At 69.6% G+C, this 13,321-nt stretch carries 11 protein-coding genes; 4 read left to right on the top strand and 7 right to left on the bottom strand.

Going from position 1 to position 13,321, the window contains the following annotated elements; translation table 11 throughout:
- Window position 1 precedes the first annotated feature (1 nt).
- From KXR53_RS22035 to KXR53_RS22015, 5 genes are all read right to left on the bottom strand, one after another.
- Complete coding sequence (locus KXR53_RS22035) at window positions 2–838, bottom strand: sugar phosphate isomerase/epimerase family protein (RefSeq protein ID WP_437377422.1); 837 nt, start codon at window positions 836–838, stop codon at window positions 2–4.
- 20 nt (window positions 839–858) lie between these two features.
- Window positions 859–1,881: an ABC transporter permease gene (locus KXR53_RS22030; protein ID WP_437377421.1), complete on the bottom strand. Its 1,023-nt coding sequence runs from the start codon at window positions 1,879–1,881 to the stop codon at window positions 859–861.
- A 56-nt stretch (window positions 1,882–1,937) separates the two neighbouring features.
- A complete protein-coding gene (locus KXR53_RS22025; protein WP_437377420.1) occupies window positions 1,938–3,473 on the bottom strand; it encodes a sugar ABC transporter ATP-binding protein in 1,536 nt (511 codons plus the stop codon).
- A gap of 59 nt (window positions 3,474–3,532) precedes the next feature.
- Entirely contained in the window at window positions 3,533–4,447 is a 915-nt protein-coding gene (locus KXR53_RS22020) for a sugar ABC transporter substrate-binding protein (protein ID WP_437377419.1), read from the bottom strand.
- A gap of 162 nt (window positions 4,448–4,609) precedes the next feature.
- Window positions 4,610–5,446: a TIM barrel protein gene (locus KXR53_RS22015; RefSeq protein ID WP_437377418.1), complete on the bottom strand. Its 837-nt coding sequence runs from the start codon at window positions 5,444–5,446 to the stop codon at window positions 4,610–4,612.
- A 192-nt stretch (window positions 5,447–5,638) separates the two neighbouring features.
- On the opposite strand from KXR53_RS22015, the gene KXR53_RS22010 reads away from it, so the two are divergent.
- Window positions 5,639–6,655 (top strand): LacI family DNA-binding transcriptional regulator, encoded by a 1,017-nt coding sequence (locus KXR53_RS22010; protein ID WP_437377417.1) that lies wholly within the window; start codon window positions 5,639–5,641, stop codon window positions 6,653–6,655.
- A 12-nt stretch (window positions 6,656–6,667) separates the two neighbouring features.
- On the opposite strand, the gene KXR53_RS22005 is transcribed toward KXR53_RS22010, so the two are convergent.
- Complete coding sequence (locus tag KXR53_RS22005) at window positions 6,668–7,699, bottom strand: LacI family DNA-binding transcriptional regulator (RefSeq protein WP_437377416.1); 1,032 nt, start codon at window positions 7,697–7,699, stop codon at window positions 6,668–6,670.
- Between the two features lie 152 nt (window positions 7,700–7,851).
- Between KXR53_RS22005 and KXR53_RS22000 the strand changes: the two genes are divergently transcribed.
- The 3 genes from KXR53_RS22000 to KXR53_RS21990 are packed head-to-tail and all read left to right on the top strand — an operon-like array spanning window position 7,852 to window position 10,525.
- The gene (locus tag KXR53_RS22000) at window positions 7,852–8,937 is read left to right on the top strand and encodes a fatty acid desaturase family protein (RefSeq protein ID WP_437377415.1); all 1,086 of its coding nucleotides are present in this window, start codon (window positions 7,852–7,854) and stop codon (window positions 8,935–8,937) included.
- Between the two features lie 25 nt (window positions 8,938–8,962).
- The gene (locus KXR53_RS21995) at window positions 8,963–9,286 is read left to right on the top strand and encodes a MocE family 2Fe-2S type ferredoxin (RefSeq protein WP_437377414.1); all 324 of its coding nucleotides are present in this window, start codon (window positions 8,963–8,965) and stop codon (window positions 9,284–9,286) included.
- A 3-nt stretch (window positions 9,287–9,289) separates the two neighbouring features.
- Window positions 9,290–10,525: an NAD(P)/FAD-dependent oxidoreductase gene (locus KXR53_RS21990; protein WP_437377413.1), complete on the top strand. Its 1,236-nt coding sequence runs from the start codon at window positions 9,290–9,292 to the stop codon at window positions 10,523–10,525.
- A gap of 36 nt (window positions 10,526–10,561) precedes the next feature.
- Here the strand turns inward: KXR53_RS21990 and KXR53_RS21985 are convergent, their stop codons facing one another.
- A complete protein-coding gene (locus KXR53_RS21985; protein ID WP_437377519.1) occupies window positions 10,562–13,276 on the bottom strand; it encodes an AMP-binding protein in 2,715 nt (904 codons plus the stop codon).
- Window positions 13,277–13,321 lie beyond the last annotated feature (45 nt).

Below are 13,321 nucleotides of genomic sequence, written 5' to 3'. Positions count from 1 at the left end.
CCTATCCCTCGGCGGTCTCGGCCCAGAGGGTTCGCGCCAGATCTCTCAGGGTCAGGGACTCGGCCCAACGGTCCGTGGTGTCGTTGCCGTCCCGCCCGGTGATCGCATAGGGCTTCGGCCCCAGCTCGCAGGTAAAGGACAGCGTCGCATCGGCGGCGGCGCGCCGGCGCCAGCTGCGGAAGCCATAGCCCCACCAGTCGCGGAACAGGTCGACCCAGGGCTTGTGGTGCGGGAAAGAGATCTCGATCTGCACCTGCTCGCGCGAGGCGACGCGCCCATGGAAGGCCCAGGCATTGTCGAGGATGCGGTGGATCAGGGCATGATTCTCGTCCGACACCGGATAGGGGAATTCCCGCCCGACCAGGAAGTGCGACAGGTCGGCCAGCAGCGGTAGATCCGGGAACCGGTCGAGCAGGTCGAGGGTGAAGTACAGATCCGTCGTCATCCGGTCGCGATGGGTCTCGATCAGGACCGGGATGCCGGCCTCCTCGGCCAAGCGCCGCCAGCCTTCGATCAGCGGCGCGCACTCCTCCAGCCGCCGCGGCCGCACATCCGACTGCAGGGTGATGTGATGCACCGGGAACTCGGCCGCGATCTCCAGCACCGGCTTCAGATCGTCGACGCTCGTGGGGAAGCACATGCCCTCCGCGACCATGCCAGTGCCGCTGAGACACTCCGCCGTGCGGCGCACCGCGTCCCGGTCGGTCCAATGCGCGCTGATGCCGTCGAAGCCGGCCCCGGCGATCATCTCGACATTCGCTTCGAGCGTGCGCTCGAACCCGTCGGTGTGGCGCCGCTCCATCGCCCAGAGCGACTGGAGCACCAGAAGCCCCCGCATTCCCTGCCCTCCCCTTGCATTTAAGCTTTGCGCCGGCGGCGCTGGCGATACTGGTCGGCGGCCACGGCGGCGACGATGATCCCGCCCTTCACGATGTCCTGGTAATAGGCGTCGATGCCGAGAAAGGTGAAGCCGCTGGTCATCACGCCCAGGATCACCGTGCCGATCACGGTGCCGGTGATGCGGCCGACGCCGCCGGCCAGGCTGGTGCCGCCGATCACCGCCGCGGCGATGGCGTCGAGCTCGTAGCCCGTGCCCATATTGGCTTGGCCGCTGCCGTTGCGCGCCGCCATGACGATGCCGCCGAGCCCGGCCAAGAGGCCGGCGATGGTGTAGACCAGGATCAGGTGCCGGCCGACATCGATGCCGGAGACGCGCGCCGCCTGCGGGTTGGCGCCGATGGCGTAGGTGAACTTGCCGTAGCGGGTGTAGCGCAGCGCCACATGGAAGATCAGCGCCACGACCAGGAACAGGATCACCGGCCGGCTGCCCTGGCCGATCCAGGTGAAGTCAGGCTGCAGGCCGGAGACTGGGGCGCCGTCGGTATAGGCGCGGGCGGCGCCGCGGGCCGCGACCATCATGCCGAGCGTCGCTATGAAGGGCGGGATCCCGGTCCGGGCGATCAGCGTGCCGTTGATCAGCCCGGCCGCCGCCCCGACCAGCAGGCCCATCGCCACCGGCACCAGCACCGGCATGTCGGTCAGGGCCGGGAAGATGACGCGGCTGAAGCTCGAGCTCTGGGCGAAGGTCGCAGAGACCATGGCGGCGAGGGCCAGCACCGAGCCCGGCGACAGGTCGACGCCGGAGGTGATGACCACCTGGGTGGCGCCGACCGCGAGCAGCCCGACGATCGACACCTGCAGCACGATGATCAAGAGGCGCTGCGGATTGACCAGGAAGGACTGGCCGCGGGCGTACCAGCCGAGCGCCTCGAACAGCACGCAGATGCCGATCAGGACGAGGAAGATGCTGGCCTCCACCGGCATGCGGAACCGGCGGCGGCTGGGTTCGATCTGGGGTGCGGAGACCTGGGTCGCGCTCATCTGTCCTCCCCGGCCGGCGCTCGGGCCGGCTCTCGTTTCCTCCACGGGCGGCGGCCTCAGCGCGAGGCCAGCCGCATGATGCTCACCTGGTCGGCCTCTTTGCGGTCGAGGATGCCGGTCACTCGGCCCTGATGCATGACCATGATCCGGTCGCTCATGCCGAGGATCTCCGGCAGCTCTGAGGAGATCATCAGCACCGCCACGCCCTCCTGCGCCAGGGCCGAGATCAGCCGGTAGATCTCCGCCTTCGCGCCGACATCGATGCCGCGCGTCGGCTCGTCCAGGATCAGGATGCGCGGCTTGGTCAGCAACCAGCGGGCGATCAGCACCTTCTGCTGGTTGCCGCCGGACAGGTTCAGCGCCGGCTCCTGCAGGTCCGGCGTCTTGATCCTGAGCGTGGTGCGCCAGGCCTGGCAGGCCTGGGCGATCGCCCCCTGGGCGACGAAGCCGGCCTTGACGTAGCGGTCGCGCAGCACCGCCATCTGCATGTTCTCGAGCACCGGCAGGGTCAGGAACAGCCCGGTCTCCTTGCGGTCCTCGGTCAGGAAAGCCATGCCCGCCGCCATCGCCCGGGCCGGCGAGTCGATCCGCACCGCCTCGCCCTTGATCCGGATGGTGCCGGCGGTGGCCGGGGTGACGCCGAACAGCGCCTCCGCTACATTGGTGCGGCCGGAGCCGACGAGGCCGGCGACGCCGAGGATCTCGCCCGACCGCAGCTCGAAGCCGACATCGGCGAAGACGCCTTCGAGGCCGAGCCCCTCGACCGCGAGCACGGGGGCGCCGATCTCGGCTGGCAGCTTCGGGTACATCTGCCCGAGCTCGCGCCCCACCATCATCCGGATGATGGCCTCGCGGTCGAGCTCGGCGGCGGGGCCGGAGCCGATGAAGCGGCCGTCGCGGAACACCGAGACCTCGTCCGCCACCGCCGCCAGCTCGCTCATCTTGTGGGTGATGTAGACGATGCCTTTGCCGGCCGCCTTCAGCGTGCGGATAATGGCGAAGAGGTGGTCGACCTCGCGCTCGGTCAGGGCCGAGGTCGGCTCGTCCATGATCAGGACGTCGGAGTTGTAGGAGACCGCCTTGGCGATCTCGACCATCTGCCGGTTGGCGATGGTCAGGCTGCGCACCTCCGCCTCCGGATCGATGTCGATGGCGAGCTGGGCGAACAGCTCCTTCGTAAGCCGCCGCATCGCGCCGTGGTCGATCAGGCCGAGGCGGTTGCGCGGCTCACGCCGGATCCAGATGTTCTCCGCCACCGTCATGAAGGACATCAGGTTCAGCTCCTGATGGATCATGGCGATGCCGGCCTCCAGCGCGGCGAGCGGCGTCGGCAGCGCGATCGGCCGGCCCTTGAGCCGGATCTCGCCTGCATCCGGCGTGTAGATGCCGGCGATGATCTTCATCAGAGTCGACTTGCCGGCGCCGTTCTCGCCCATCAGCGCGTGCACGGTGCCGGGGCGCAGCCGGAACGATACGTCGTCGAGGGCGACGACGCCGGGGAAGGCCTTGCGGACATTCGCCACCTCCAAGAGGCAGTCGGACGGCGAAGGGCCGGGCTCGGGCCGGCGCAAGGTGGCGACGGAGGCGGTCATGGCGGCGCCTTTCCGCCCGGGGGCACGGGCGCCCCCGGACCTTGGTCGATGATCGCGGATTACTGCGAGAACTTCTTCATGTTCTCCGGCGTCACCAGCTCGAACGGGATCCACTGCCAGCTCTCGAGCTTCTCGCCGGCGGCCAGCTTCAGCGCCGCCTCGACCGCGCCCTTGCCTTGGCCGCGGGCGTTCTGGAACACGGTGACGTCGAGATTGCCGTTCTCCATCTCGGCCAGCGCGTCCGGCGTCGCGTCGACGCCGCCGATCAGATAGGGCTTCGGGTCCTTGCCGGCCTGCTGCAGCGCGAGGATGGCGCCGACCGCCATCTCGTCGTTGTTGGCCGCGATGATGGTGAAGTCGAGGCCCGCGGTCAGCCAGTTGGTCATCAGGTCGATGGCCTCGTTGCGCTGGAAGTTTGCGGTCTGCTTCTCGACGATCTTCATATCGGGGTATTTGGCGACGACGTCCTCGACATCCTTGGTGCGCAGCTGCGCCGCGTTGGTCGCCAGCTCGCCCACCATGACCACGACATTGCCCTTGTAGCCGGCCAGCCGCGCCAGCTCCTCCATCTCCAGCGTGCCGGACTGGCGCTCGTCGGAGCCGACGAAGACGACGCCGTCGGGCAGGGTGTCGCCATCCGGCTTACGGTTGACGAAGACCAGCGGGATCTTGGCGTCGACCGTCAGCTGCTGCATCTGCGGCGTGGCCGAGGTGTCGACCGGGTTGACGATGATGGCGTCGACGCCGGAGGCGATGAAGTTCTGGATCTGGCTGGTCTGGTTGCCGATGTCGCCCTTGGCGTCCTCGAACTGGATCTCGGCGCCCTTCGCCTTGGCCTCCTCGGTCATCGCGTTGCGCAGGATGGTCAGGAAGTTGTCGTCGAAATAGGCCATCGACACGCCGATCTTGGTCGCGGCCTCGGCGGGCAGCGACAGCAGCGCGGCGGCGGCGAAGGCGAGCAGGCTTCTCTTCATCTGGCGTCCTCCCATGTTCGGCCCCGGGGATGTCCGGGCCTCCGGTTCGTGCCGGTTCTGTGTCCGGCGACGGTAGACGGCACCGCCGGACGGCTCAATCAGCCCATGATGGAATCTCTCATATCCATTCAGGGGCCCGCGAATTTTCTTGATCGATTTTCATCATTCGGCCGCCATCCGGGCCAGCGCCGCGGACAGGTGATCGGCGCTGGCGCGCAGCGAACCGGCGATATCGGGATCGGCGTGGACGCTGGCGGCGAAGGGCTCGAAGGAGAAAGGCCCGCGATAGCCGCCGGCGCGCAGCGCCCGGATCTGGGCCGCGTTGCCGATCGTGTCGGCCGGGCCGACCAGCACCCGATGGGCGTCGCGCAGCCCGGCCAGCGGCACGGCGCGGTCCTCGACGCCGGAGATGTGGACCAGCCGGGTGCGCTCCGGGAACAGGTCCTCCTCCCCCGCCAGATGATGGTGGAAGGTGTCGTGCACCAGCTGGAAACGGCTGCCGAGGCCGAGCGCGTCGATCGCCGCCAGCACCTCGCGCTTGGAGCGCAGCGAGCAGATCTCGAAGCCCAGCGGCTCGACCAGGCCGAGGATGCCGCCCTCGGCCAGGATCGGGGCCAGGCCGGACAGCGCCCGGCGCAGCCCGGCGCGGCGTTCCTCCGACGGCGGCATCCAGCCGGCGTCGTTGACCGGCACCAGCACCAGCGCCCGGGCGCCGCAGCGCCGGGCATAATCCGCCAGCGTCCGGGCCTCTTCGGCCCGCGCCTCGGTCCAGTCGTTGAAGCGCTGCAGCGCGTTGATCGACAGGATGGCCAGGCCGCGCAGCACCGCCAGCCGCGCCACCTCCTCCGCCGCCAGGCCGCCGGCGACGGCATCGCCGCCGAGATCGTTGCGGATCTCGACGCCGCGGCAGCCCAGGCCTGCGGCGAGGTCGAAGAACCGCGGCACATCCAGGGCCGGCGCCGCCATATGGTTCAGCGCCAAGACGAAGTCGGTTTCCATCCCGTCACCGCTTGATTTGTTAACCATCATTCTTTCATCACTTAACGCCAAAAATGAGAGACACATGATTGGATAGTTGTCAACTGCGCTGATAGACATCATGGCGAAACGGCAGAATCCCAGCAACCAGATAGGGTTTGACCCCTTCCAAGCAAATCCGTATTGATTGATAAACCATCAACGGAGAGTCCCATGCGACGCGGAAGCTGGCAGGGCCCCACCATCGCCGAGATCGCAGCGGAGGCCGGCGTCTCGACCGCCACGGTCGACCGTGTGGTGAACGGGCGCGGCGGCGTGGCCGCGGAGAAGGCGCAGGCGGTGCTGGCGGCGCTGGAGCGGCGGCGTGGCATGGCGGCGCCGGACGCCGCGGCGCAACCGATCCGGCTGGGCTTCGCCTGCGATTCCGGCCGCACCTTCACCGCCACGCTGGTCCAGGCGCTGGAGCAGATCGCGGCGGCGGATCCGGGGCTGAGCCCGGAGATCTTCACCCGTCCGACGGTGGAGGTCGACCCGCCGGGCTTCGCCGAGCACGTCTCGGCGATGCTGTCGCGCTGCGACGGGCTGCTGCTGGTGGCGCGTGAGCATTTCGCCATCAACCGCGCGGTTCAGGCCGGCGTGGCGACGGGCAAGCCGGTGGTCTGCCTGACCACGGACCTGCCCGGCTCCGGCCGCACCGCCTATATCGGCATGGACCAGGAGCGGGCGGGGTCGACCGCCGCCTGGCTGATGGGCCGGCTGACCGGCGGGCGCCAGGGGCGGATCGTGCTGGTCGCCAGCGCGCCGTATCGCTGCCAGGAGGAGCGCGAGATCGGCTTCCGCCGCGTGCTGCGCACCGAGTTCCCGAATCTATCGGTCCAGGAAAGCATCAATTCGAGCGACGACCCAGACTTCGCCTATGCCAGCATGCGCGAGATCCTGGCCGCCGGGCCGGCGCCGCTCGGCGTCTACAACACCGCCGGCGGCAATGTCGGGATCGCCCGGGCCATCGCCGAGGCCGGACTGACCGGCGCCGTCGCCTTCATCGGCCACGAGCTGAACGAGAACTCCGCCCGGCTGCTGGAGGAGGGCGGCATGGATGCCGTGCTGAGCCACGACGTGGCGGCGGAGCTGCGGCAGGCGATCGCGATCATCCGCGGCCGGTTCACCGGCGAACCGGCGCAGGAGGAAGCGCCCGCTCGGCCGGTGATCGTGACCAAGTACAACCGATGAGACGCCTCGCGCCTACAGATTCTCCGACACATACAGCTCGAACGGCACCAGGATCTGGCCCGACGGCTCGGGGGCGGGGCTCTCGAGGGCGCGAACTATGGCCTCCACCGTGCGCGCGGCCATGAGCGCGGTCGGGGTCGAGATCACGGCGGTCAGGACGCCGTCGATCAGGGCGGCGCGGGCCTTGGGCGTGAGCTCGTTGCACACGATCGCGACCGGTGCGTGGCCCGCCTCCTCCCGCGCCGCATCGATCACCCCTTCCGTGCCGCCGCCGCAGATGTAGAGGCCGACCAGATCCGGGTTCCTCGCCATCAGGTCGTGCGTCGCCTCACGCGCGATCCGCGCATCCTCGAGATTGATCAGCGGCTCCAGCAGCCGGAAGCCCGGCGCATGCTCGCGGAAATAGGAGCGGAAGGAGATCTCCGCCGTCTCCTGGCACAGATAGCGGTGGCTGCCGACGATGATCCCGACCTTGCCCGGCGCCCGCGCCGTCCTGGCCACCATCCACGCCGCCGTCCGCCCCTCCTTCCGGTTGTCGCGGCCGATATAGCCGGCGCGGTCCTCGGCCATCAGGTCGGTCAGCAGGGCGAAGACCGGCACGCCCTGGCGCCGCAGCTCCGTGATCGCCTCCGACACATGCGGATGGTCGACCGAGACCACGGCCAGGGCGTCGACCCGGCTGCCGACCCGCCGCAGCGCCTCGACGATGGTGCCGGGCGACAGCTCCTCCATGAACTCGACCACGGCGCGGCCGCGCACCGCGGCGCAGGCGGCGGTCGCGGCCTGCAGATCGGCGGCGAGCTGCTGGTAGAAGGCGTCCGCCCGCTTCTGCAGCAGGAAGCCGAAGGTCCGGAGCGGCAGGTCCTCCCGCAGACGTTGCTTCAGCAGGGGCGTGGCGTGATAGCCGATCGCCTCGGCGGCGCGCAGCACCCGCTCGGCCGTGCCCTCACGCACCGGGTGGCGCTGGTTCAGCACGCGGTCGACGGTGGCGACGCTGACCCCCGCCGCCGCGGCGAGGTCGGCGATGGTCGGGCGCTTGCTCATCCTGTCCCCGATCGCAAATCCAATCACGGCATCCTGCCACGGCGTGATTGGAAATGATAGATTCTATCATCGGATGCATTGAGCAATGTAGCGTCCTGAATTACGCTTCCCTGCAAAACCGCGGATAAGCGGAAGCAGTGCAGGAGGATGCGATGCCCGGGGAGATCGGCCGGAGGGACTACAGTCTGGTCGGGGCGGAAGCGCGGCGCGCGGTCGAGACCGGGCTGGCCGGCGCCGCCTGGTACGCCTGCCCGATCCCGCGCAAGGAGCTGAAGGAGCTGATGCGCCGGTCGGACGGGCCGGCGATCCGCGACACGCTGATCTGGTTCGCCGCCCTCGCCGTCTCCGGCGGGCTCGGCGGCACCTTCTGGGGCAGCTGGTGGGCGGTGCCGTTCTTCCTGGTCTACGGCGTGCTCTACGGCTCGGCCTCGGACAGCCGCTGGCACGAATGCGGCCACGGCACCGCCTTCAAGACGCGGTGGATGAACGACGCCGTCTACCACATCGCCTGCTTCATGATCCTGCGCGAGCCGACGGTCTGGCGCTGGAGCCACACAAGGCACCACACCGACACCATCATCGTCGGCCGCGACCCCGAGATCGCCGCGCCGCGCCCGCCCAGCCTCCTGAAGATCGCCCTCAACATGTTCGCGCTGAAGAGCAGCGAGGTCGCGATCCGCAAGCTGTTCGTGCACGCAGCCGGCCGGCTGACCACCGAGGAGGAGACCTTCATCCCGGAGATGGAGCGCTGGAAGGTGTTCCTGGTCGCGCGGATCTACCTCGCCATCTTCGCCGCGGTGATCGCCGCCTGTCTGGCGCTGGGCAGCATCCTGCCCGCAATGTATGTCGGCCTGCCGACCCTCTACGGCGGCGGGATGGTCCAGTTCTTCGGCCTGACCCAGCATGCCGGCCTGGCCGAGGACGTGCTGGACCACCGGCTGAACAGCCGCACCGTCTACATGAACCCGGTGTTCCGATTCCTCTACTGGAACATGAACTACCATGTGGAGCACCACATGTTCCCCATGGTCCCCTACCACGCCCTGCCGAAGCTGCATGCGGCGATGAAGCACGACTGCCCGCCGCCCTATCCGAGCTGCTGGGCCGCCTATCGCGAGATCATCCCGACCCTGCTCCGGCAGTTGCGCGACCCGCGCCACCACGTCGTCCGGCGGCTGCCGGCCGGGGCCTCGCCGGGCCCCGACATCGGAACCGTCCAGGCCGCGCCGGCCGAGTGAAACGCATCGACAAGGGAGGAAGACCATGGCCGAAGACGGCTGGATCGCGGCCTGCGGCGCGGACGACATCGACGAGGAGGACGTGATCCGCTTCGACCATGGTGGCCGCAGCTTCGCCATCTACCGCACCGAGGAAGACCGCTACTACGCCACCGACGGGCTGTGCACGCATGAGCAAGTGCATCTCGCCGACGGGCTGGTGATGGGCACGATCATCGAATGCCCGAAGCACAACGGCCGCTTCGACTTCACCACCGGCGCCGCCAAAGGCGCCCCGGTCTGCGTCGCCCTCAGGACCTACCCGGTGAAGGTCGAGGACGGCCAAGTCTATCTCCGGCTCGGATCGTAGCGAATGGCCACAGCCGGCATGGTGATCATCGGCGCCGGCGAGGCCGGCGCCCGGGCGGCGACGGCGCTGCGCGAGGAGGGCTGGGACGGCCCGGTCACGCTGGTCGGCGCCGAGATCCACCCGCCCTATGAGCGCCCGCCCCTGTCCAAGGCGGCGCTGCTGGCGGCGGAGGAGCCGGCCGCGACCACGGTGCTGGACCGCGACCGCGCCGCCGCCCTGGGCATAGAGCTGATCCTGGGGGCCGAGGCCGTGGCGATCGATCGTCCGGCCCGCAGCGTGACCCGGGCCGACGGGCGCGCCCTGCCCTATCACCGCTTGCTGCTGGCGACCGGGGCACGACCGCGCCGGCTGACCCTTCCGGGGCATGAGCGGGCCCTGTATCTGCGTCGTTTCGACGATGCGCTGGCGCTGCGGCCGCTGCTGCGCCCCGGCGCGCGGCTGGCGATCATCGGCGGCGGCTTCATCGGGCTGGAGCTGGCCGCGGCCGCGGTCGCGCGCGGCTGCGCCGTGACCGTGATCGAGGCCCTGCCCCGCATCCTGATGCGCGGCGTCCCGACCGAGATCGCCGCCGTGATCGCGGACCGGCATCGCGCCGCCGGCGTCGACTTGCGCACCGGCATCGGCGTCGAGCGGATCGATCCGGACGGCGCTATCCTGCTGGCCGATGGCAGCCGGATCGCGGCCGACGCGGTGATCGCCGGCATCGGCGCGGTGCCGGAGACCGCGCTGGCGGAGGCCGCGGGTCTTTCCATCGACAACGGCGTCGCCGTCGACGCGACGCTGGCGACCGCCGACCCCGACATTTTCGCGGCGGGAGACTGCGCCGCCTGCGCCCACCCGCTCTATGCCGGTCGCCGCATCCGGCTGGAGGCCTGGCGCAACGCCCAGGACCAGGGATCCCTGGCGGCGCGCAACATGCTGGGCCGCGGCGAGGCGATCGGGGCGGTGCCGTGGTTCTGGTCGGACCAGTATGAGCTGACGCTGCAGATCGCCGGCCTGGCCGACGAAGGCCGGACCACGGTGGCCCGCGACCTCGGCGACGGCGCGATGCTGCTGTTCCATCTGGCCGCGGATGGCCGGCTGGTCGCGGCCAGCGGCATCGGCCCTCTGGGCAAGATCGCGCGGGACATCCGCCTGACCGAGATGCTGATCGCGCAACGCGCCGCCCCCGCCCCGGACGCGCTCGCCTCGCCGGCGGTCAAGCTGAAGACGCTGTCACTCTCGCCGGCAAGGACGTAGCGGGACGCCTGCGCGCCTGGATCCGGGATCACCGCATCAGGCCGGCCTGCCCGGGCGCGTTCGATGGTAAAACTCTCTGATCCGGCGATTCAGGGCGTCGGTGATCCGGCGCGAAGCTTGATCGCCCGTCCCTTCGCTGTCGAGCATCGCGGGATCGAGGGGATCGCCGAACACCAGCTTGACCCGGCCGGGTCGCGGGAGGAAGCGGCCCGGCGGGAACGCTTCATGCGCCCCATGGATCGCCACCGGAACGACGGGAACGGGGAAACGCTCCAGGAGCAGCCCGATGCCCGGCATGAAATCCTCGACTTCGGGCCGCCGCGCCCGCTGGCCCTCGGGAAACCAGATCAGGCTGTGGCCGCGCTTCAGCACCGCGGCGCCGAGCGCCATCCCGGACATGAACCCGCGCTCCGCATGGATCGGCACGGCCTGTGCCAGCCGGCTGAACCAGCGGCTGACCGGATTTCCGAACGCCCAGTCCGCATCGCCGGCCCAGAAGGTGCGGGTGAGGCGCTGCCGATCAATGGCGGCGGTGATCACGAACGGGTCGAGCAGGCTGCCATGCGTCGGCGTGAACAGGGCTTGTCCATCCGGCAGGCGCTCTCGCCCCTCGACATGCAGCCGGTAGACCAGACGCATGATCGTCCGGTTGACGACGTAGACGCCGTCCGCGATGCGGGCCTGCCGCGACCCCAGGGGCTCGAGCCAGCGCTTCTGCGCGTCGTTCAGATGGGCTTCGGGGTCGTCCAGGATGGATGCCTCGAAGGTCTGGCCCGCTGCCGAAGCCTCGACCACCTCGCGCAGCAGATCGCGGACGGTCTCGATCCGGGCAATGGCCTCCTCGGTCAGGTCGACGCCGACCCGTTGCCCGATCTCCAGAGACAGGGTCAGCCATTCCAGGGAATCGACGCCCAGATCCAGCTGCGGGCTGGTGTCGGGCGTCAGGCGCCGATCGGAATATCGTTCGGCCAGCCAGGTCCAGACATCCCGCGCGGCCCGGTCTCGAAGCAGCGCTTGATCCTCGGGGGACATCTCCTCGAGCCGGATCGGTCCCGCCGCGGCCATGCCTTCGTCTCTGCCTTGCTTCGCCCGGTCGAAGCGGTCCTCGAGCAGATGACGGCGCAGCTTGCCGAGGCGGGTCCGAGGCAGCGGTTCGCTTGTCACCGCATAGTCCGACAGGCGCTGATACGAAGGGAGCTCCCGCGATCGGGCGCGCAACGCTGCGTCGAGGGCCTTCCTGGCCTGCTCGCCACGGCCGGTTCTGCCGCTCTCGGGCAGGATCACGGCCACCAGACGCCCGTGCTTCTGCAGCACACCGATCTCCTGGATCTCCGGGCTCGCGGCATAGGCCGCTTCGATGGCGTCGGGCTGGATGTTCTTGCCGCCCTCGGTGACGATCATGGTCGAGACGCGGCCGACGATGTGAAGATAGCCGTCGCCGTCGAGGAACCCGAGATCGCCCGTACGGAACCATCCGTCGTCCGTGAACGCCTCGCGGGTCTGGTCCGGAAGATTGCGGTAGCCGGCAAACACGCCCGGACCGCGCGCCACGATCTCCCCGTATTCGCGCCCGTCCGCCGGTTCCGGCGCTGCCTCCGCCTCGTCCTGCCGCACTGGTTCGATGCGGAGCTCGACCCCGGGCACCGGTCTCCCGGCGCTCTCGAACTTGCCCTTGCCCGGAAGATTCCAGGTGAGCATGGGCGAGGTCTCGGTCAGGCCGTAGCCGGTCGCGACCCGCCATCCCAGACCTTCCAGCCGCAGCGCCAGCCCGGCGTCGAGCGCCGCTCCGCCGGAGATAAGCAGCCGCAGCTTCGGGGCGATCCGTCTATGCAGCGGCCGCAGCAGCTTGCCCGGACGCAGGCCGAAGCGGCGCCGGAGCCAGGTGGCCGCGGCCGTGCCGCCCCGGAACACCCCGGCGGCGATCCGCCCGCGGGCTTCGAACCGGGCCCGGATATTGGCATCGAAGGCGTCGTAGAGCCGAGGCACGCCCATGATCAGCGTCACGTCGCCGCCGCGCATCGCGTTCGCCACCTCCGGTCCGGTCAGGGTGCTCGGCATCACGATCGGAAGGCCGAGCGCGAGCGGCGCCAGCATGGCGAGCACGAAGGGGTAGACATGGTGCAAGGGCAGCGGCAGCAGCACCCGGTCCCCCGGCCGGACCAGCCTGGCGGCGATGACGGCGTTGAGCTGGAAGACGATATTGGCATGGGTGAGCGGGACGCCCTTCGGCGGCCCGGTCGTGCCGGAGGTGTAGAACAGGCACGCGGGGTCGTCCGGCTCCACGGCACGCGTCTCGGCCTCGCCGCTCGGACCATGTCCCCGATCCCGCTCGCCCTCCGTATCGTCCAGGCGGATGAATGCCGGCTCGGCGGCGGTCTCGAGTGCCCGCACCCGCTCCTCGCCCGCGGCCGCGAGGATGATCGCCTTGGCGCCGCTGTCGTTCAGGACATGCTTGAAGGTCTCGTCCCCGAGCTGCGGATCGACCGGCACGATCACGGCACCGATGCTGATCGTTGCCAGACAGGCCGCGACCCATTCGGGACGGTTGTCGGCGGAGAGGGCGACCATATCGCCCTTGCCGATTCCCGTTCGGATCAAGCGGCGTGCGAACGCGTCGACCCGATCGCTCAGATCGCCGTAGGACCATGTCTCGACGTCCTTCTGATGGACGGCGAGAAGCGCGGGCTTGTGCTTGTGTCCGGGAAGCGATTCGACGACATCGAGCAGCGTACGGAACCCGTCCGGTCGCACTGATGGATCGGCCAACGTCCTGCCAGGAAGCACCGGCTCGACGGC

The organism is Inquilinus limosus (genome assembly GCF_051487185.1).
Classification (GTDB): Bacteria; Pseudomonadota; Alphaproteobacteria; order DSM-16000; family Inquilinaceae; genus Inquilinus; species Inquilinus limosus_F.
This window is presented reverse-complemented; position numbering and strand designations above follow the sequence as displayed.